Annotated in this window: 16 protein-coding genes, 1 pseudogene and 1 riboswitch; of the genes and pseudogenes, 3 read left to right on the forward strand and 14 right to left on the reverse strand. The window is 68.9% G+C overall.

The window, feature by feature from the left end; translation table 11 throughout:
• Positions 1-308: 308 nt before the first annotated feature.
• From C1I98_RS00225 to C1I98_RS00245, 6 genes are all read right to left on the reverse strand, one after another.
• Complete coding sequence (locus C1I98_RS00225) at positions 309-2816, reverse strand: ATP-dependent Clp protease ATP-binding subunit (protein WP_111165014.1); 2508 nt, start codon at positions 2814-2816, stop codon at positions 309-311.
• Between the two features lie 358 nt (positions 2817-3174).
• Positions 3175-3510, reverse strand: a complete 336-nt coding sequence (locus C1I98_RS00230) for a histone-like nucleoid-structuring protein Lsr2 (RefSeq protein WP_111165000.1) — start codon at positions 3508-3510, stop codon at positions 3175-3177.
• Positions 3511-3626: 116 nt separating this feature from the next.
• Positions 3627-3764: a hypothetical protein gene (locus C1I98_RS41050; RefSeq protein ID WP_158557795.1), complete on the reverse strand. Its 138-nt coding sequence runs from the start codon at positions 3762-3764 to the stop codon at positions 3627-3629.
• A 287-nt stretch (positions 3765-4051) separates the two neighbouring features.
• Positions 4052-4615, reverse strand: a complete 564-nt coding sequence (locus tag C1I98_RS00235; RefSeq protein WP_111165001.1) for an RDD family protein — start codon at positions 4613-4615, stop codon at positions 4052-4054.
• 298 nt (positions 4616-4913) lie between these two features.
• A complete protein-coding gene (locus tag C1I98_RS00240) occupies positions 4914-6068 on the reverse strand; it encodes an RDD family protein (RefSeq protein WP_146607211.1) in 1155 nt (384 codons plus the stop codon).
• A 104-nt stretch (positions 6069-6172) separates the two neighbouring features.
• Positions 6173-6682, reverse strand: a complete 510-nt coding sequence (locus tag C1I98_RS00245; protein ID WP_267898001.1) for an amino-acid N-acetyltransferase — start codon at positions 6680-6682, stop codon at positions 6173-6175.
• A 393-nt stretch (positions 6683-7075) separates the two neighbouring features.
• Positions 7076-7219: riboswitch (cyclic di-AMP (ydaO/yuaA leader) on the forward strand.
• A 5-nt stretch (positions 7220-7224) separates the two neighbouring features.
• On the opposite strand from C1I98_RS00245, the gene C1I98_RS00250 reads away from it, so the two are divergent.
• Positions 7225-8343 (forward strand): C40 family peptidase, encoded by a 1119-nt coding sequence (locus C1I98_RS00250; protein ID WP_199536622.1) that lies wholly within the window; start codon positions 7225-7227, stop codon positions 8341-8343.
• Positions 8344-8549: 206 nt separating this feature from the next.
• Here C1I98_RS00250 and C1I98_RS00255 read toward each other — a convergent pair whose 3' ends face one another.
• The gene (locus C1I98_RS00255; RefSeq protein WP_158557798.1) at positions 8550-8750 is read right to left on the reverse strand and encodes a helix-turn-helix domain-containing protein; all 201 of its coding nucleotides are present in this window, start codon (positions 8748-8750) and stop codon (positions 8550-8552) included.
• A 238-nt stretch (positions 8751-8988) separates the two neighbouring features.
• Between C1I98_RS00255 and C1I98_RS00260 the strand changes: the two genes are divergently transcribed.
• On the forward strand, positions 8989-9585 hold the full coding sequence (locus C1I98_RS00260) for a TetR/AcrR family transcriptional regulator (protein ID WP_158557800.1): 597 nt from the start codon (positions 8989-8991) through the stop codon (positions 9583-9585).
• A 6-nt stretch (positions 9586-9591) separates the two neighbouring features.
• Here C1I98_RS00260 and lysX read toward each other — a convergent pair whose 3' ends face one another.
• From lysX to C1I98_RS00295, 7 genes are all read right to left on the reverse strand, one after another.
• On the reverse strand, positions 9592-11091 hold the full coding sequence (gene lysX / locus C1I98_RS00265; RefSeq protein ID WP_111165007.1) for a bifunctional lysylphosphatidylglycerol synthetase/lysine--tRNA ligase LysX: 1500 nt from the start codon (positions 11089-11091) through the stop codon (positions 9592-9594).
• Between the two features lie 51 nt (positions 11092-11142).
• Positions 11143-11925 (reverse strand): type III pantothenate kinase, encoded by a 783-nt coding sequence (locus C1I98_RS00270; RefSeq protein WP_111165008.1) that lies wholly within the window; start codon positions 11923-11925, stop codon positions 11143-11145.
• Complete coding sequence (locus C1I98_RS00275; RefSeq protein WP_111165009.1) at positions 11925-14447, reverse strand: L-aspartate oxidase; 2523 nt, start codon at positions 14445-14447, stop codon at positions 11925-11927. The genes C1I98_RS00270 and C1I98_RS00275 overlap by 1 nt, the downstream gene beginning before the upstream one ends.
• Before the next feature lie 181 nt (positions 14448-14628).
• The gene (panD, locus tag C1I98_RS00280; protein WP_111165010.1) at positions 14629-15063 is read right to left on the reverse strand and encodes an aspartate 1-decarboxylase; all 435 of its coding nucleotides are present in this window, start codon (positions 15061-15063) and stop codon (positions 14629-14631) included.
• 88 nt (positions 15064-15151) lie between these two features.
• The gene (gene panC / locus C1I98_RS00285; RefSeq protein WP_111165011.1) at positions 15152-16000 is read right to left on the reverse strand and encodes a pantoate--beta-alanine ligase; all 849 of its coding nucleotides are present in this window, start codon (positions 15998-16000) and stop codon (positions 15152-15154) included.
• Entirely contained in the window at positions 15991-16881 is an 891-nt protein-coding gene (locus C1I98_RS00290) for a Rossmann-like and DUF2520 domain-containing protein (protein WP_111165012.1), read from the reverse strand. Before C1I98_RS00290 ends, panC begins: the two co-directional genes overlap by 10 nt.
• Before the next feature lie 2070 nt (positions 16882-18951).
• Positions 18952-19209: a chaplin gene (locus C1I98_RS00295; RefSeq protein WP_233506891.1), complete on the reverse strand. Its 258-nt coding sequence runs from the start codon at positions 19207-19209 to the stop codon at positions 18952-18954.
• 263 nt (positions 19210-19472) lie between these two features.
• Between C1I98_RS00295 and C1I98_RS00300 the strand changes: the two are divergent.
• Positions 19473-19862: pseudogene (locus C1I98_RS00300) on the forward strand (SAM-dependent methyltransferase); the annotation flags it as partial.

The raw sequence follows: 19862 nt of genomic DNA on the forward strand, positions 1-19862 counted from the left end.
CGGGCGGGAATCCCCTTCCCTGCCGAATTCGGCTGGTCTGCCCGAGCATGCCCCCGGAAAGCGGGTTTCGCGTCACCCCTGGAGCCCATTGCGGACTACGTCGCACGGGTGACCCCCGGGGGCCGACGCCACACTACGGGTGGCCACTTGTGAGCCACTGGGAGCAGACTTGGCCGTATTCGCTCTACGCAGTGTAGTACTACATCTGGTGGCGAGATACCGGGGGCCCGGCAAAAGATGTCCTGCAAATGCGAGACCCCGCGTGGCATCCGCCACGCGGGGTCTCGATCGGTCGATCCACCGGCAGCTCAGCGCTGTCCGGCCTCGACGATCGACGCAGCCGAGTCGGGGACCAGCGACGCCGGCGCCTGCTCACCGATGAAGGTGAACATGGCGTTCTCGCCCTCGCCCTCGATGGCGATCTTGACGATCTGGCCGGGGCGCAGCTCGCCGTACAGGATCTTCTCCGACAGGGTGTCCTCCAGCTCGCGCTGGATGGTCCGCCGCAGCGGCCGGGCGCCCATCACCGGGTCGTAGCCCCGGTCGGCCAGCAACTGCTTGGCCTCCTGGGTCAGCTCCAGACCCATGTCGCGGTCCTTCAGGCGATCGGCGACCTGGTCGAGCATCAGGTCGACGATCTGGATGATCTCCTTCGGGGTGAGCTGGTGGAACACCACCGTGTCATCCACCCGGTTCAGGAACTCCGGCCGGAAGTGCTGCTTCAGCTCCTCCTGCACCTTCGACTTCATCCGGTCGTAGTTGCTCTCCGCGTCGTTGTTACGCGCGAACCCGACCCCGATGCCCTTGGAGATGTCCCGCGTGCCCAGGTTGGTGGTCATGATGATCACCGTGTTCTTAAAGTCGACCACCCGGCCCTGCGCGTCGGTCAGCCGGCCGTCCTCCAGAATCTGCAACAACGAGTTGAAGATGTCCGGATGCGCCTTCTCGATCTCATCGAACAACACCACCGAGAACGGCTTGCGCCGCACCTTCTCGGTGAGCTGGCCACCCTCCTCATACCCGACATAGCCGGGAGGAGAGCCGAACAGCCGCGAGACCGTGTGCTTCTCCATGAACTCCGACATGTCCAGCATGATCAGCGCGTCCTCGTCGCCGAACAGGAACTCCGCCAGCGCCTTGGACAACTCGGTCTTCCCCACACCGGACGGACCGGCGAAGATGAACGACCCACCCGGACGCCGCGGGTCCTTCAACCCGGCGCGGGTACGCCGGATCGACCGCGACAGGCCCTTGATCGCATCGTCCTGGCCGATGATCCGCTTGTGCAGCTCATCTTCCATCCGCAGCAGCCGCTGGGACTCCTCCTCGGTGAGCTTGAACACCGGGATGCCGGTGGCCGTCGCCAGAACCTCGGCGATCAGCTCCTCGGTGACCTCGGCCACGACGTCCATGTCGCCGGCCTTCCACTCCTTCTCCCGGCGCTCACGCTTGAGCTGGAGCTGCTTTTCCTGGTCGCGCAGCGCGGCGGCCTTCTCGAAGTCCTGCGCGTCGATCGCGGACTCCTTGTCGCGCCGCACGTTGGCGATCTTCTCGTCGTACTCCCGCAGGTCCGGCGGCGCGGTCATCCGCCGGATGCGCATCCGCGAACCCGCCTCGTCGATCAGGTCGATCGCCTTGTCCGGCAGGAACCGGTCGCTGATGTACCGGTCGGCGAGCTGGGCGGCGGCCACGAGCGCGCTGTCGGTGATCGACACGCGGTGGTGCGCCTCGTAGCGGTCGCGCAGGCCCTTCAGGATCTCGATCGTGTGGCTGAGGCTGGGCTCGGCCACCTGGATCGGCTGGAACCGGCGCTCCAGCGCCGCGTCCTTCTCCAGGTGCTTGCGGTACTCGTCGAGCGTGGTGGCACCGATGGTCTGCAGCTCGCCGCGGGCCAGCATCGGCTTGAGGATGCTGGCGGCGTCGATCGCGCCCTCCGCGGCGCCCGCGCCGACCAGGGTGTGCAGCTCGTCGATGAACAGGATGATGTCACCGCGGGTGCGGATCTCCTTGAGCACCTTCTTCAGGCGCTCCTCGAAGTCACCGCGGTAACGTGACCCGGCCACCAGGGCGCCCAGGTCGAGGGTGTAGAGCTGCTTGTCCTTCAGCGTCTCGGGCACCTCGCCCTTGACGATCTTCTGGGACAGCCCCTCGACCACGGCGGTCTTGCCCACGCCGGGCTCGCCCACCAGGACCGGGTTGTTCTTGGTGCGGCGGGACAGCACCTGCATGACCCGCTCGATCTCCTTCTCGCGCCCGATGACCGGGTCGAGCTTGCCCTCGCGGGCGGCCTGGGTCAGGTTGCGGCCGAACTGGTCGAGCACCAACGAGGTCGAGGGCGCGGCCTCCTGCGGGCCGCCGGCCGCGGCCGGCTCCTTGCCCTGGTAGCCGTGCAGCAACTGGATCACCTGCTGGCGCACCCTGTTGAGGTCGGCGCCCAGCTTGACCAGCACCTGCGCGGCGACACCCTCGCCCTCGCGGATCAGCCCGAGCAGGATGTGCTCGGTGCCGATGTAGTTGTGGCCCAGTTGCAAAGCCTCACGGAGCGACAGCTCAAGGACCTTCTTGGCGCGCGGGGTGAACGGAATGTGCCCCGACGGCGCCGACTGGCCCTGGCCGATGATCTCCTCGACCTGCTGGCGCACGCCCTCAAGGCTGATGCCCAGGCTCTCCAGAGCCTTGGCCGCGACGCCCTCACCCTCGTGGATCAGGCCAAGAAGGATGTGCTCAGTGCCGATGTAGTTATGGTTGAGCATCCTGGCCTCTTCTTGGGCCAGCACGACAACCCGCCTCGCGCGGTCGGTGAACCTCTCGAACATCTCGTCGCTCCTCACAGAGCGGTCAGGCGTGCCCGGGAGATCCGGGCTCGTCATCCCGCATGGTAGCCCTGGCTCGGCGAACCTCGCCCTGTTGCCGAAAGAGGTGCCCCAGGGAAGACGGTTCCCCAAGAGCAGGGCGTTCACCCTCTATGAAACTACTGACCGGGGGTGAGGTGTTCCCGATACGCCCCAAGCGAACGACTGTTTCGGGCGACTCCGATGATCATGCGCTTATGGCGGCCGCCGGGGTCCTTAGGCGACCGTCATAAGCGCACGCTCCGACAGAGATCCGGCGCGTCCGCGCACGGCGACGCACGTCGCCGTGGCATGCCGTCTCTAGTGCAGCTCCGCACCGCCTCTAGTGGGCGGCTTCGTACTGCTCCACCACCGAAGAGGCGATCCGCCCGCGCTCGCTGACCGGAAGACCATGGGCCTTGGCCCAGGCCCGGATCTCCGAGCTCTTCTCACGCGTCATCGCGCGCTGGCTGCCCCGGCCTCCGCGGCGGCGGCCGGTCACCGCGGCCGCCCTGCGCGCACTCTGCACGAAAGGCGACAGCGCGTCCCTCAGCTTCTTGGCGTTCAGGTCGCTGAGGTCAATCTCATACGACGTGCCGTCAATCGCGAAGGCGACCGTCTCATTGGCCTCCCCCCCGTCGAGGTCGTCGATGAGAATCTCCTGGATCTGCTTGGCCATCTAGGGCTTTCCTTTCGCTGGGCATTGTTTCATTCGATGCCAAACATATACCCGTCCGATCGCGGACACAATTCGACTCGGTAAGAGGTTTGCGACCGAGGCCGGGCGTGAGAGGATCAGTTAGGCTCGCGGGCCTCATCGTGCTGGTTTGCACGCCTTGCTGCCGCTTCGGAACGCACGAGCTTCACGATGCCGTAGATGAACGCCGCGCCCACGACGACCGGCGGTAACAAGGCGGACAATACATCCATCATTCGTCCTCACGTCGGGGTCCTGGTCAGATTGGGTACGCCCGCTTTTCTCCCGGGCGTGCCGGTCTGCCACGCTACCGGCCGGACCGGGCCTCCAAGGGGGCTCCTGAGCACGACCTTAGCGCGGCCGTCCGCCGGTGTAGGCCACAGGGGCGACTACCTCCGGCCCTCCTCCCTACCACAGCTTAATGGCTGTCTCTCCAGCCCGCTTACCCGATGGAGTCTGTAAAACGTCTGTGAAAAATCAGGCGGCATGCGCAGATGATCACTATGATCGGCCGCAAACCCGGTCAGCGTGGCCTTCTGACCACCATCGTGCCCGCGACCTTGTCGTGCAGCCCCTGCTGGGAGGGCTTGTCCACCAGGATGAACAGCCCCACGACGAACAGGAAGACCCCGGCCAGGAGATTGAGCACGGCAATGTCCATCGCCGCCATCGGGCCGGGGAGCATGGCCGCGCGTTTCGCCAGCGCGGCCGTTGTCAGAACACCGCCGCCCGCCGGGATCAGCCTGATCCGCAACACGTGCTTGCCGAGAGTCCGGCCGTACCGGGAATGCAGCACAACGTCATAGACCGCAAAGGCGGCTCCGGAGATCAACCAGGCGATCAGACGGGGAAGCGAGGTATGCGCCCGGGCCCCATCCACGGCCGCCGCGGCGATGACGTCCGCCGGGCCGAAGAGGGCCGAGAACACCACGAAGAGAATGTAATAGAGCACCACGAACGGGACGGCGTCGATGATGCGCGCGGCCATCCGCTCCCACCATTCGGCGGGAACCGCCGATGGATCATGCGGATCATGCGCGACAGAAGCACTACGGGCGGAGTCGTCCTCTGACGGCATGGCCGTCATGTCCGTCCTGTTGTCCGCTCTTCTGTCCCCGCTCACTTGTGCGATCCCCTGCCGGCACGCATATGGTCACCTGTCCGCGGCCCCAATCCGGGACCGCTTGTTCGCGACGGCGGCACGCGCGGGCACGCCCGCGCCGATGATGGCCTGTCCCGTTTCTGCCCCAATTTTGCGGGTCAAGTCCGTCTTCATCTGGACACTTCACTGAACACGAAATAGGGCCGGTGGGGATCCACCGGCCCTACGGGCGGCCCGGCCGGCCACTGACCGGCCCGGACACCGAACTTCTCGCTCTTGATGCCTACCTGGCCTTGACGACCATGGTCATGGCGAACTTGTCGCTGAGGGTCTGCTGCAGCGGCTTGTCCCAGAACTGCCACAGGACGTTCACCAGGACGCCCAGGCCCAGCAGGTAGCCCAGGAAGGGGACGCCGTAGAGAACGTACGGCCCCCACAGGGAGCCGGCCCGCTTGAGGGCGGTCGTCGAGTCCAGGCCGCCGGAGCCGGTGGCGCCGGACACGGGCACCACCCGGATGCCCATGGCCATCTTGCCGACCGTCTGACCGCGCATGCGGGTCATGACGACCTCGTAGACGACGTAGAGGAGCCCCCCGATGACCGAGGTCATGATGCCCGCCAGCAGGAAGCCGCCGCCGAACTCTCCCGTCGTCGGGTTGTAGGAGGTGACCAGGAGGCCGCTCAGGATCAAGCTGAGGATGAAGTTCACGACGCCGAAGATCGCGCCGTCGATCAGCCTCGCCACGAGCCGCTGCCACCACTCGGCCAGCGGGGCCGTCGGCGCCCCGTAGCCGGGCGCGCCCCACGGCTGCTGGCCGTAGGCCTGCTGCTGCGGGTAGCCCTGCTGCTGAGCGTACTGCTGCTGCTCGTACCCCTGCTGGCCGTAGGCCTGCTGACCGTACTGCTGGGCGTGACCCTGGTCGTAACCGGACTGCGGGTGACCCTGTTGCTGCCCGTACTGAGCCTGCTGTCCGTAACCCTGTTGCTGCGGGTAGCCCTGTTGCTGGTTGTACTGCTGCTGCTCGTAGCCCTGCCGGCCGTACTGCTGCTGCTGGCCATAGCCCTGTTGCTGGCCGTAGTCCGGCTGCTGCTGAGCGTACTGCTGCTGCTCGTACTGCTGTTGCCCGCCGTAGCCCTGCTGCTGCGGGTAGCCCTGTTGCTGACCGTACTGCTGCTGTTGTTCGTAGCCCTGCTGGCCGTACTGCTGCTGCCCGTATCCGGGCTGCTGGCCATAGTCCTGGCCGTACTGCTGGCCGTACTGGGGCTGCTGCGGGTTGGATCCGGGGTCGGCCCGGTAGCCGCTCACCATGGTCGCGTCAGGGTCGGAAGGCCCGCCCTGACCCTGCTGGTAGTGGCCGTAATCAGGGTTCCCCGACGATCGCGCCGCGTTGTTGCGCTCGGGGTCGTCCTGCGGATACGGCGGTTGTCCCGTGCTCACCGCGTCACCTCGCTTCGACTGCGCATGCGGCGTCGTCAGGCGCACATGCATTGGCTGCTGCACAACGTATCGATATAGGGATCAACAGTCACCTTTCCCCACGGTCAGCCCCTGGGGTCCGCCTCAAGGTGCAGGAGCATTCGCGTGTTGCCCAGTGTGTTGGGCTTGACATGTTCAAGATCGAGAAACTCCGCCACACCCTCGTCGTACGAGTCCAGCAGCTCCGCGTAGACCTCGGGGGCCACCGGTGTGCCGTTGATGGGGCGGAATCCGTGTTTCGCGAAGAAGTTCACTTCAAAGGTCAGACAGAAGACGCGTTCAAGGCCGAGGTCGCGGGCCGTGGCGATGAGCGCGGACACCAGGCGGCGACCGATGCCGTACCCCTTGAACGCGGGATCGACCGCCACCGTGCGGATCTCCGCCAGGTCTTCCCAGAGCACGTGCAGGGCCCCGCACCCCACCACTCTGCCGTTCAGTTCGGCCACCCAGAACTCCTGTACGTCTTCGTACAGGGTCACCGTGGCCTTCTTCAGCAGCCGCAGCCCCGCACCTGAGTAGATGTCGACCAGCCGGCGAATCGCGCGCACGTCAGCGGTTCTCGCCCGCCGGACGATGACCTCACCGCGTGCCCTCTCGTGCCCCTCGCCACGCGTGACAGGCCCGCCGGGCCCCTCCGTGACCTGCTCCATGGAGGTCCAGCGTACGTGCTTCCCCCTTCCCTTTACGGCTCCCCCGTAACTCAGTCCCCGATCGTAACGAGACACGATGAGCGACATGCCGGTCACGGTGAGATTCATGATGCTTCGACATGTTCCGCCGTACGGCCCGGCCGCCCGACACAAGCCGCGCGGACCTGCCCAAACACCCACAGACCCAGACAAATCAGCAAATATGATCATCAGAAGTCGTGATCTCCTCGTGATACTTCGGTTGTGAAAGCTCTACAGACTTCGTGGTTCTGGTTGAGCGCGAACCACATGTGCACTAATGTCCAGGCCGATGTCAGCCATCGCTGACCGCCGAATCCCCTACGGGGAACCGGGGACCCACCACGCCCCTGGGGTGAATCCGAGCCGGCCGTACGGCGGCCCGGTAGGGCTCCTCCGGCCCGAACCCGTCAGCTAACCCGGTAGGCGTCGATGAGAGGAGCTGGTCGGTGACGCGCACGCGCAGCCGTGGCGGAAAGCATGCGGGTGGCAGTGTTCGTTCCGGTTCGGGCAGCGGCGGGCCACGGCGCAGGGGGCCCCGAGAACGCGCGGAAACGGCTTCTGAGGGCACGGGGAGCCCGGGTAGGCGTACCGGCCTGGCCCGCCTCGCGGTCGTCACGGCCGCGTTCCTGGCGCTGAGCATCGGCACGCCGCTGATGGCGGCGACCGCCGACCCCAAACCCTCGCTGAAGGAGCTGTCGGCTCAGGTCGAGAAGCTGCACGAGGAGATCGGCACGCTGACCGAGCGGTACAACGGCGAGCGGGTCAAGCTGGCGCAGGCCAAGCGGGCCGCGGACCTGGCCAAGAAGACGCTGGCGACCAGTGAGTCCGACCTCGCGGGCAAGCGCCAGAAGGCCCAGCTCCTGGCCCAGAACGCGTACATGAGCGGCGGCCTGGGCCCCGCCATGGCCCTGGGCGCGACCGGCGACGCCGACGCCTTCCTCGACCGCGCCGCCACCACCTACGCGCTCGAACAGCAGCAGGGCGAGCAGGTCGCCCAGGTCACCAAGGCCATGCAGACCGCGGAGCGGGCCCGGGAGAGCGCCAAGGCCCGGACGGCCGAGGTCACCGAGCTGGTCGATGAGATCGAGGGCAAGCGCGACAAGATCAGCAAGCTGGTCAAGCAGGCCGAGAGCGACCTGTTCAAGGAGGCCATGCGGCGCTCCGGCAGCTCGGCGGGCAGCCGGGTCAAGGTCGAGGTGCCCATCCCCGGTGACGGCAAGGCGGCGCAGGCCGCACGGTACGCGCTCACCCAGCAGCTCAAGCCGTACGTCTGGGGCGCCGAGGGCCCCAACGGCTTCGACTGCTCCGGCCTGGTGATGTGGGCATACCAGAAGGTGGGGATCAGCCTGCCGCACTACACCGGCGACCAGTGGACGGCCGGCGCCCATATTCCCCGGGAGGAGCTACGCCCGGGCGACCTCGTGTTCTTCTACAGCGACCTGCATCACGTGGGCATCTACATCGGTGGCGGGATGATGGTGCACGCCCCCCAGACGGGTGACGTCATCCACATCGCACCCATCGGCAACCGGCCGTATGCCGGGGCCGTGCGGATCGCCGACTGACGCGCTCCTCCGCGGGTCTTACAGGGCGGCCCGAGTGCCGTGTCGTGCGGAGGCGCGGGTGAGGGTCTGCGCCGGGTCTGACGTCGGGTACGGGCCCGGTCGGCCGTTTTCGGCCGTGTGCGGTGTTTCCGGCCGACTGTGCGGGGTCCGGCCGGGAAGAGCAGGCGGTGACGTCCGGTCAGTGCGGGACCGGCGGCGCCGCCAGATCAGATGAGTTGACGACGTGCCGCCCAGGCGACCGCCTCGATGGCGGTGGCCACGCCGATGCGGTCGCAGATGCCGCGCAGGCGGCGCCGCACCGTGCGGCCGCTCACATCGAGCCGGCGGCCCACGCGGTCAACCGTGACCCCTTTCGCCAGCTCGGCGAGCAGGAGCAGGTCGTCGTCGCTGAGTCCGATCCCATGCACCTCCGTAGTGTCATCGTCGTGAAGGAAATCCACTCTTGGATAAGCCATCGGAGCCCCCTTCAGCCAACCACGGAACTCGACGATGCCCGGCGTGAGTGTGGTCTGTCTCTCGTCGTCGTCGTGAACGGTAAACGGGATTGAGAAAGGTCGTCAAGCGGCGACCGTCATATGAGTAGCCCACGCTATTGACATAGCGCTCGCTATGTGGAGTACTCACGATATGGGACCGCCTTTACGGTTGACCCGGGCGGCGGCCAAGGCCCGCACTCGTGAGCTGCTACTGGCCGCGGCCGCCCAGGTCTTCGCAGAGCACGGGTACGCCGGCGCCTCGGTGGACGAGATCGCCGCCCAGGCCGGTTACACGATCGGTGCGCTCTACTCTCATTTCTCCGGAAAGGATGAACTTTTCCTCACGTTGTTCGACCTTCATGCCGCAGGTCATCTTCGCGACATCGAGGAAATCATCCGGCAATGTACCGGCGATCCGGACTTCGCCGCATTGGGTGACTATCTGGCCACGCTCGCGGACAACGACTCGTGCCGCTGGGCCCTGGAATCGGAGTTTCGCCGTCACGCAATGACACGACCCGAACTCATGGCGCGTCTGGCCGAACGCCGGGCCGCCGGTCAGACGGCGATAGCCGGGCTCATGCCCGGCCGGCGGCCGGGCACGGCCCAGTGCGCCGAGGACGACGCGGCGCTGGTGATCACCCAGTTGGAGGGGCTGATCCTGCAACGCAGGCTGAACCCGGCGTCGGTGCCGCCGGGTCTGTTCGCCGAGGCGCTGCGGCGGTTCTTCCCGCCCCCCACCTGGGCGGGCGCCGCGGCCCTCTGAAGCGCCTTACGAGGTGGGCTTGACCAGCGGGAAGAGGATCGTCTCGCGGATGTTGCGACCGGTGAACGCCATGATCATCCGGTCGATCCCGACGCCCACGCCACCGGTCGGCGGCATTGCATATTCCAGTGAGGTCAGGAAGTCTTCGTCAAGTTGCATGGCCTCCGGGTCGCCGCCGGCCGCGAGCAGCGACTGCTCGACGAGCCTGCCCCGCTGCTCCACCGGGTCGATCAGCTCGGAGTAGGCGGTGCCCAGCTCGGTGCCGAAGCCGATGAGGTCCCACTTCTCGGTGAGCAGCGGGTTTTCGCGGTGCTGGCGGGTGAGCGGCGAGGTCTCCACCGGGTAGTCCATGACGAAGGTCGGCTGCACGAGCGTGTGCTCGACCAGCGCCTCGAAGATCTCCTGGACCAGCTTGCCCTGGCCCCACTTCGGGTCCCAGTGGATCTCCCGCCGGTCGGCGAGCTTGCGTACCTGCTCCAGCGGCGTCTCCGGGACGACCTCCTCGCCCAGCGCCTCGCTCACCGCGCCGTAGAGGGTGACCCGCGGCCAGCGCTCGCCGCCGAGGTCGATCTCCGCGTCGTCGCGCCGGACCACGGTCGTGCCCAGCGCGGCCACCACCGCCCGCTGGTACATCCGCTGGGTGAGGTCGGCCATGTCGTTGTAGTCGAGATAGGTGCCGTACGCCTCCAGCATGCTGAACTCGGGGTTGTGCGTGGAGTCGGCGCCCTCGTTGCGGAAGTTGCGGTTGATCTCGAAGACCTTCTCGATGCCGCCGACGACCAGCCGCTTGAGGTACAGCTCGATCGCGATGCGCAGGTAGAGGTCCATGCCGTAGGCGTTGATGTGCGTCTTGAACGGCCGGGCCGTCGCGCCGCCGTGGATGGGCTGGAGCATCGGCGTCTCGACTTCGAGATAGCCCTCGTCGTGCCAGAAGTCGCGTACCGCGCGCACGGTGTCGCTGCGCAGCCGCGCCATCCGGCGGGCGTCGTCGTTGACGATCAGGTCGACGTAGCGCTGACGGACCCGCGCCTCGGGATCGGTGAGCCCGACGTGCTTCTCCGGCAGCGGGCGCAGGCACTTGGAGGTGATCTGCCAGCGGTCGGCCAGCACGGAAAGCTCGCCGCGCCGCGAGGTGATCACCTCGCCCTCCACGCCCACATGGTCGCCGAGGTCGACGTCGCGCTTCCACGCCGCCAGGGACTCCTCGCCGACCTTGTCGAGCGAGATCATCACCTGGAGGTCGCCGCTGCCGTCGCGCAGCGTGGCGAAGCACAGCTTGCCGCCGACGCGGCTGAGCATGACCCTGCCCGCGACGGCCACCCGCTCGCCGGTCGCGACGTCGGCCCCCAGCCCCTCGTGTTTGGCCTTGAGCTCGGCGTTGGTCGCGGTGCGCGGGAAGTTGACCGGGTAGGGCTCGATGCCTTCGGCGCGCAGGCGGTCGAGCTTCTCCCGGCGGACGCGCATCTGCTCGGGCAGGTCCGGGGTCGGGGTAACGTCATCGGTCACAGTCAAAGGTTACCGAGACCCGCGACGCGGTTTCGTCGCTCTGCGCGGTTGCTACTGGGTGTTGCGCTCGTACACGAGCCGCAGCCCGATCAGCGTCAGCCAGGGCTCATGCACGTCCACCGACCGAGCCTCGCCCGAGACCAGCGACGCGTGCCCGCCGGTCGCCACCACCGTGACCTCGTCGGGATCGTCGCTCAGCTCGGCGGCCATCCGCTCGACGATGCCGTCCACCTGGCCGGCGAAGCCATAGATGATGCCGGACTGCAGGGCCTCGACGGTGTTCTTGGCGATCACCGCCCGCGGCCGGACCAGCTCGACCTTGTGCAGTTGCGCACCGGCCGCGGCCAGTGCGTCTACCGAGATCTCGATGCCCGGCGCGGTCACCGCGCCGACGTACTCACCGCGCGAGGACACCGCGTCGAAGGAGGTGGCGGTGCCGAAGTCGACGATGACGCACGGCCCGCCGTACAGGTGGATGGCGGCCAGCGCGTTCACGATGCGGTCGCTGCCGACCTCCTTGGGGTTGTCCATGCGGACCGGCACGCCGGTCCGCACTCCGGGCTCCACGACCACGTTGTTGACGTCGCCGTAGTAGCGGCGGCACATCTCGCGCATCTCGTTCAGCACCGAGGGGACGGTCGAGCAGATCGCGATGCCGTTGACGTCGGCGTTGGCGAGCAGCGGCGACTGCCCCAGCAGTCCTTGCAGGACCACGGCGATCTCGTCGGCGGTGCGGCGGGCATCGGTGGCGATCCGCCAGTGCTCGATCAGGTCCTCCCCCGAGAAGAGCCCGAGCACCGTATGAGTGTTGCCGACGTCGATCGTGAGCAGCATCAAGCCCCCCGCAGATCCAGTGCGATGTCGAGCGCGGGGGCCGAGTGCGTGAGAGCCCCCACGGAAAGGTAATCGACGCCAGTCTCCGCCACATCGCGGGCCGATTCCAAGGTCAATCCGCCACTGGCCTCCAACCGTGCCCGATTTTTCACCAATGTCACGGCCGCCGCGGTGTCCTCGACGCTGAAGTTGTCGAGCAGGATCTCCTCGGCGCCTTCGGCGAGGACCGGTTCGATCTGGTCGATGCGGTCCACCTCCACCTCGATCGGCAGGTCCGGGTACGCCTCGCGCACCGCCCTGAACGCCTCGGCGACACCACCCGCGGCGACCACGTGATTGTCCTTGATCAACGCCGCGGCCGACAAGGACATCCGATGATTGACTCCACCGCCGCAGCGTACGGCGTACTTCTCCAGCGCGCGGAGGCCGGGGAGGGTCTTGCGGCTGTCCCTGATGCGCGCGGCCGTACCCTCCACCGCGCGGACCCAGCGGGCGGTCATGGTGGCCACGCCGGACAGGTGGGTCAGGATGTTGAGCGCGGTCCGCTCGGCGGTCAGCAGGTCGCGGGCCGGGCCGGTGACGGTCATCAGGACCTCGCCCCTGGACACCCGCTCGCCGTCCTTGACGTGCCGTTCGGCGGTCAGCCGCCCGCCGGACGCGTGCGCGAACAGCCCCTCGGCCACGGCCAGGCCGCTGACCACGCCGTCGGCGCGGGCCACCACGTCGGCGGCGGCCCGCTGACCGGCCGCGATGGTCGCCAGGCTGGTCACGTCGCCCACCTCGGACAGGTCTTCGGCCAGCGCGGTGTCGTACAGGGCGACCACGGCGGCCGGGTCCAGGCCCGCGCCGGCGAGATCGGCCTCGACGTGCTGCGGGAGCGTCGTGCGGGCGCGGTAGGTCATGATGATCCCCTCTTCGGACAGGGTGGCGTCCAGATGTCCCAGCCACCGGGTGTCGTCGCGGTCCGGATGGTCCTCGCGCCAGTGCGAGCCGCGGGTCTCCTCGCGCAGCGCGGCGGCGGCCACCAGCGCGGAGGCCACCGTCAGCAGGTTCGTCGCCTCCCAGGACTCCGTGCGCGGCTCGACCGCCACCGGGGTCCAGCGGGCGTCCCGCAGCGCGCGGGCCGCCTCGGCGAGGCTGTCGCGGCTGCGCAGAACGCTCGCCCCGCGGCTCATGTGGCCCTGCACCCGCGCTCGGGCCCTCGGGTCCACCAGGCCGGTCACGGTGCCCGCACGGGGCACAGGAGGCCCGGGACGGGGGCGCCGGGCGTGGACGTCGCCCGCGATGCGGTCGGCGAAGACCAGCCCTTCCAGCAGCGAGTTGGAGGCCAGCCGGTTGGCGCCGTGGACGCCGGTGCAGGCGACCTCGCCGCACGCGTACAGGCCGGGGACGCTGGTGCGCCCGTACAGGTCGGCGCGTACCCCGCCGCTGGCGTAGTGGGCGGCCGGGACGACCGGGACGAGCTGCGTCACCGGGTCGATGCCGTGCTCCAGGCAGACCGCGTGGATGGTCGGGAAGCGGGTGCGCCACTTGTCGGCGCCGAAGTGCCTGCCGTCCAGGTGGACGTGGTCGGTGCCGGTCTCGCGCATCCGCCGCATGATCGCCTTGGCGACGACGTCGCGCGGCGCGAGGTCGGCGAGTTCATGGGCGTCCCGCATGAACCTTTCGCCGGTCTTGTCCACCAGGAACGCGCCCTCGCCCCTGACCGCCTCGGAGACCAGCGGCTGCTGGCCGGTCGCGTCCTCGCCCAGCCACAGCACGGTGGGATGGAACTGCACGAACTCCAGATCCCTGACCACGGCTCCGGCGCGCAGCGCGAGCGCCGCGCCGTCCCCGGTGGAGACGGCCGGGTTGGTGGTGGCCGCGTACACCTGGCCCATGCCGCCGGTGGCCAGAACCACCGCGTTCGCGCGTACCGCGCCGACGCCGTCCCGCGCGCCCTCGCCCATCACGTGCAGGGTGAGCCCGCAGGCATGACCGTCGGCGTCGGTGAGCAGGTCCAGGACGAGGGCGTGCTCGATGACGTCGATCCGGGTGGCGGCGACGGCCTCGATCAGGGCCCGCTGCACCTCCGCGCCCGTCGCGTCGCCGCCCGCGTGCACGATGCGGTCGCGCCGGTGGCCGCCCTCCCTGGTGAGCTGCAACTCACCGCGCGCGTCACGGTCGAACCTTGCCCCGCGTTCCATCAGCCGCCGCAGCGCGCCCGGCCCCTCGGTCACCAGGGCCCGTACGGCCGGCACGTCGCACAGGCCGACGCCGGCGGTGAGCGTGTCCGTCAGGTGCTCCCCGGGCGAGTCGCCCGGGTCGAGCACCGCGGCGATCCCGCCCTGCGCCCAGCGCGTCGAACCGGCCGCCAGGACGTCCTTGGTGACCACCATGACCGAGGCGGCCGGGTCCAGCTCCGCGTAGCGCAGAGCGACGCTCAGCCCCGCGACGCCCGAACCGACGACCACAAGGTCGGCGGAGACGGTCCATCCGGGGTCAGAGGCGGTCAGACGTGTCGGGATGGCTGGGGAGCTCACAGGCCACCTCTTCTCGGCCCGGCTCCTGCTGCCGGACACATGTGGTGATTCAACCGCTTACACAGCAAATTTCGTCAGCATGACGATAACCGGGGGCCTGTGGTGATTCATTCCCGGGTGTGGGGTGCGTGCGGAAGGATCTTCCTTTGAGCCCCCGTGCCGCTCAGACATCGGAGGTATGTCAGGCGATGCCCATCGGGTGGGGCTCGTCGCCGCGCAGGGTGCCCAGGTCTCCGCCGGGGAGGGCGGCGGCCGGGTCGGTGTCCAGTTGGACGATGCGGTTGTCCCGATCGACATGGACGATCTTCGGCGCGAAGGCGCGCGCCTCGGCGTCCTCCATCTGGCCGTAGGCGATGATGATCACCAGGTCGCCCGGCTGGACCAGGCGGGCGGCGGCCCCGTTGATCCCGATGATCCCCGAGCCGCGCGGCCCGGTGATCGTGTACGTGACCAGCCTGGCGCCGTTGTCGATGTCGACGATGTGCACCTGCTCGCCGGGCAGCAGCCCGGCCGCGTCCATCAGATCCTCGTCGATGGTCACCGAACCCACGTAGTGCAGGTCGGCCTGGGTGACGATGGCCCTGTGGATCTTGGACGTGAGCATGGTCCTGAGCATGCGCTGACTCCACCCTTCGCTCGGTCGCGCCGCCACGCCGGCGTGCGCGCCGGCCTACAGGCTACTTTCCTGCTCTGGCGGGCGCGCCTCAGGATGCCGTCAGGGTGATGTTGTCGATCAGCCGGGTCGTGCCGACCCGGGCCGCGACCGCGAGCACCGCCTCGCCCTGGTGGTCGCCGGGCACCTCGGTGAAGGTCAGCGGATCGACCAGGGTGAGGTAGTCGAGCTTGAGCGGGGGTTCGGCGTGGGCGGCGGCGTCCAGTACCTCGCCGGCCGCCCGCCTGATCTCGGCCGGGCCGCGCTGGGCGGCGCCCGCGCGCAGGGCGCGGGAGAGCGCGAGGGCGGTACGGCGGTCGGCCTCGGACAGATAGCGGTTGCGGCTGGACAGGGCCAGGCCGTCGGGCTCGCGCACGGTCTCGCCGCCGACGATCGCGATCGGCAGGTCCAGGTCGAGGACCATCCTGCGGATGATCGCCAGTTGCTGGGCGTCCTTGCGGCCGAACACCGCCACATCCGGGCGTACCAGGTTGAACAGCTTGTTCACCACGGTGAGCACGCCGTCGAAGTGGCCGGGGCGGAACGTCCCTTCGACGATCGTGCCCATCGGCCCGGCGGAGACGGAGACCTGGCGGTGGGGACGGTACATCGCCTCGGGGGACGGGGCGAAGACGACGTTCACCCCCTCGGCGGCGCATGCGTCCAGGTCTGCCTGGAAGGTGCGGGGATAGCGGGAGAAATCCTCATCCGGGGAGAACTGGAGGGGGTTGACGAAAATGCTGACCACCACGTGCTCGGCGTACTGCCTGGCGAGCCTGATCAGCGACCGGTGCCCCTCGTGCAGCGCGCCCATGGTCGGCACCAGCGCCAGCCGTCCGCCGCCCAGCTCGCCGCGCGCGATGTCCAGCTCCGCGCGGTCGCGCGCGACGATCACGTCCATATGTTGCCTCCCAGCGCGTCCAGCAGGCGCTCGGCCGCCTCCGGTTTGAGCAGCCCCGCCGCGAGCGCCCGGTCGGCGGTCAGCCGGGCCAGCGCGATGTAGGCGTCGGCCGCCTCGGGGGCGGCCAGGATCAGCGCGTCCACGTGCTTGCGTACCGTGCCCGCGTCGCCGCGCACCACCGGGCCGGTGAGGCCCGCGATGCCGAGCCGCAGGACGTTGTCCAGGGCCGCGCCGAGCAGCGGGCCGAGCATCCGGCCCGGGTGCTCCACGCCGATCCGGCCGAGCAGCTCCTGCGACTCGGCGATCAGCGTGACCATGTGGTTGGCCGCCCCGGCGAGCGCCGCGTGGTAGAGCGCGCGGTCCGCGTCGTCGATCCAGACCGGCTCGCCGCTCATCTCGATGACCAGCGCCTCGGCCACCGGGCGCAGCGTGGGCGGCGCGGTGACGCCGAACGAGCAGCCGACCAGGCGGCGCAGGTCGTCGTCCCGGCCGGTGAAGGTCATCACCGGGTGCAGCGCCAGTGGGAGCGCGCCGGCCTGCGCGGCGGGCTCCAGCACGCTGAGGCCGTAGGCGCCGCTGGTGTGCGCGAGCAGCTTGCCGTGCAGATCGGCGCCGGTCGCCGCGAGCCCGGACACCAGGCCGGGCAGAACGTCGTCCGGTACGGTCAGCAGCACCAGCTCGGAGGCGCGTACGACCTCGTCCGGAGTGACGGGCGAGACGCCCAGCCGCTCCGCGGCCCTGCGCTGTGAGGCGTCGGAGACCCCGCTCGCCGCCACCACGCGATGGCCGGCCGTCACCAAGGCTGCACCGAGCACCGAACCGACCCGTCCGGCGCCGAGAATCCCGACGGCCAGCCGTGCCGGACGATCCCCTGCGTCCATTTCGTCCCGTCCCGTTGAGAATGCCGGACGCCTACGAGTCCGGACGCCTGCTCCGCTGCCCCAGGTCCAGGGTAACGAAAGGAACGGGGTGGACTTCGATCGGCACACGACTCAGGTTTTTACCGAAACCTGAGATACCGATAAATCGGAAAGGGAAGGCGAAGTGGGACAAAGCCCTTGAGTTGGGCGCCCCAGAGATGAGGAGGAGGGTCACCGATCGACTCATCGAAGCGACGGGCGCCGAGCCCCGCGAAGGGGCCCGGCGCTCGCCTATGAGCCCATCTGGAGAACGGACTCCTGAAGTTCTGGGTCGCATGGTTGCGATCCATGTGGACGGGACCACCGGCGCGGGGTCCCGTGTACCGGGGGCATGGCCTGACGGCCCCGTGGATGGAGATCATCGGCCCACTGCCCCGGCCGGGCCGGACCGCGCATGACGACGGTCCCTGTGTTGTAGTGGACCGTCCATGTCGGCGATCCGCGTTGTACCGAAGCAACCGGCCCCGGGACAGCGGCCCTTGCCGGGCCTGAACTTCCCGGACGACAGCCGGTGCGCACCGGACCACCCGCGACGAACGGCCCGCGTTGAGCCGGACCGTCCAGCGGTGATCCACCGTGCCCCAGGCCGCCGGGTGACGACGGCCCAGGTAGTGCCGGGACCGCCCGTAACGACGGCCCGCGTGGTAAGCCGGACCACCTCAGTGGTGATCCCCCCTCGCCCGCAAGCCACTTGATCGGCGGCCGGTGAGCGAGAGAAACAGCAGGTTATGAGCGACAGACCGCCTTCGGCGACGGTCCGCGTTGACTCGAACCATCCCAGCGGCGATCCGCCGCACCCCCAGGCCGCCGGCAACGACGACCCGGGCACTACCGGACCACCCGAACGGCGATCCGCCGCACCCCAGGCCACCGATAACGACAGCCCAGGTAAGACCGGAACCACCCCGGGCAGCGGCCCATACCGGGCCGAACCACCCGAACGGCGATTCGCCTTACTCCCGGGCCGCCCATCATGACGACCCAGGTGACACCGGGCCACCTTGAGCAGTGGCCCACGAGTACGAGCCGCCCAACCAGCGGCCCGTACCCACGAACCGCCGGTGAGGGCGGTCCGCCTTCTACCGGACCCGCCGGTGACGGCGACCCCAGGTAGCACCAGAACCACCGTGGGTAGCGGCCTGTGCCAGCCGAACCACCCGAACGGCGATCCGCTTGACTCCCGGGCCGCCGGCAACGACGGCCCAGGTAGCACCAGACCACTCCGGGTAACGGCCCGTGCCGGGCCGAACCACCCCGGAACAGTGATCCGCTTTGCACCGGACCGCCCGCGCGGACGGTCGGTGTGGCACGTGATCGCTCGGCACGCGATCCGTTGGTACGGCCACCTCGACGGCGGCCGGCAGGCCCATGACCACGACACGGTGACCCGTGTGCGCGAACCACCGGCACGATGTCCCGTGGCTCGGGATCATCAGCAGGACGATCCGCGGACTCGGGCCACGCGTATGGCGGTCCATGGGCGCCGGACCACCGGCTTGGTGGACCGTGGGCACGGATCGCGCGTGCGGCGATCCGCAGTGCCCGGCCGGCCACATGTGTGGCGACCGGTCGATCTGGACCTCCCGCCACATGTGTGGCGGCTGGTGATCTTGGACCGCCGTCAGGCGTCCCGCGATGGGGACCCGCCGTCGATGGCGGTCCGTGAACCGGACCCGTTCACGTGCGTACTTCTACGAACTTCGCACGAACGGGTCGTGATACGGGCCGGTCGACCGGCGCCGCCCGTGGTCGGGCCGGCTCCGGCGAGGCGACCCGTGGTCCGGGCCCCCCTTTTAGGAGGCGGGTTGGTGCGCCCTGCCGTACAGGTCAGGACGCGAGGGCACTCGCGAGACGGCGAGTCCGTATCGGATCCGCGGCGTAAGCGCGGATCTCACCGACCCGCATGGGATGCGGGTCCTTGACGAGGGGCCCGAGACGAGGCTGGGCCCGCTGAGCACCCCGGCACGAAGTGCGAGGCGCGAGCGACCGGCCATCCGCCGACTGACCAGCCGCCTCGGTCACCGGGACCGGTCAGTTGTTGACCTTGGCCCCGTTGACGCACTTGCCCTGGGTGGGGTTGAGCACCGGAACCGCGATGACGTTGACCTGGTTGCCGCAGACGTTGATCGGCGCGGTGATCGGCACCTTCAGCTGGTTGCCGCCGAGGATGGACCCGTTGCCGCTGGTGCGGTCGCCGTTGTCGATGGTCGCGTGGGCGGGCGAAGCCATGAACACCACACCCGCGATGCCAGCGGCGATACCCGCCTGCATGAGGACTTTCTTGAGCACTCTGGCTCCCCTTTGTCTAGATGCGTTCTTCTCCGTCTCGCGTGGCGCCTTCGCCAGACGGGCCAGTCGATGCCGGGCGGCCGGACCGCGCCCGATGGGGGACCGGGCCGGGACGGCTTTCGCCTCTCGACTGCAGAGCAAGGTTAGCGCAAAGCGACGACAGCGGGTAGCAAACGCGTCACTCAGCGTGTCACGTTAGTGCCATGATCTCCCAGCGAGCGCATGAATACCCCGCCACCGACGGGGATATAACGTCAGCAGACGTGTGGACCACCTGGCGAGCCGCGATGGAGCGGGCGCTCTACGGCAGGGATGGTTTCTACCTGCGCGAGCGCCCTTCCCGGCATTTCCGTACATCGGTGAGCGCCTCTCCGGCCTTCGCCGAGGCCGTCGTGCGCATTCTGACCGACCTGGACGTACGGCTGGGCCACCCGCCCCGCCTTGACCTGGTCGACATCGGCGCCGGCGAGGGCACCCTGGTCGCCCAGATCCTCACACTGGTACACGAACCGCCGCACCACGAACTGACCTCCCGCCTGCGGCTGACCGGCGTGGACCTGGCCCCCCGTCCCCCCGGCCTGCCCGCCGAGATCGCCTGGCGCGGCTCCTGCCCCGAGACCGTGACCGGCCTGATCATCTGCAACGAATGGCTC

The sequence above is a fragment of the Spongiactinospora gelatinilytica genome (assembly GCF_003236385.1).
In the GTDB taxonomy this organism is placed as follows: Bacteria; Actinomycetota; Actinomycetes; order Streptosporangiales; family Streptosporangiaceae; genus Spongiactinospora; species Spongiactinospora gelatinilytica.

Excerpts from the sequence above, each read along its gene's own strand:
- C1I98_RS00225 (WP_111165014.1), bottom strand. The coding sequence starts at position 2,816 with ATGTTCGAGAGGTTCACCGACCGCGCGAGGCGGGTTGTCGTGCTGGCC.
- C1I98_RS00230 (WP_111165000.1), bottom strand. The coding sequence starts at position 3,510 with ATGGCCAAGCAGATCCAGGAGATTCTCATCGACGACCTCGACGGGGGG.
- C1I98_RS41050 (WP_158557795.1), bottom strand. The coding sequence starts at position 3,764 with ATGATGGATGTATTGTCCGCCTTGTTACCGCCGGTCGTCGTGGGCGCG.
- C1I98_RS00235 (WP_111165001.1), bottom strand. The coding sequence starts at position 4,615 with ATGACGGCCATGCCGTCAGAGGACGACTCCGCCCGTAGTGCTTCTGTC.
- C1I98_RS00270 (WP_111165008.1), bottom strand. The coding sequence starts at position 11,925 with ATGCTGCTCACGATCGACGTCGGCAACACTCATACGGTGCTCGGGCTC.
- panD (WP_111165010.1), bottom strand. The coding sequence starts at position 15,063 with ATGCTCAGGACCATGCTCACGTCCAAGATCCACAGGGCCATCGTCACC.
- panC (WP_111165011.1), bottom strand. The coding sequence starts at position 16,000 with ATGGACGTGATCGTCGCGCGCGACCGCGCGGAGCTGGACATCGCGCGC.
- C1I98_RS00290 (WP_111165012.1), bottom strand. The coding sequence starts at position 16,881 with ATGGACGCAGGGGATCGTCCGGCACGGCTGGCCGTCGGGATTCTCGGC.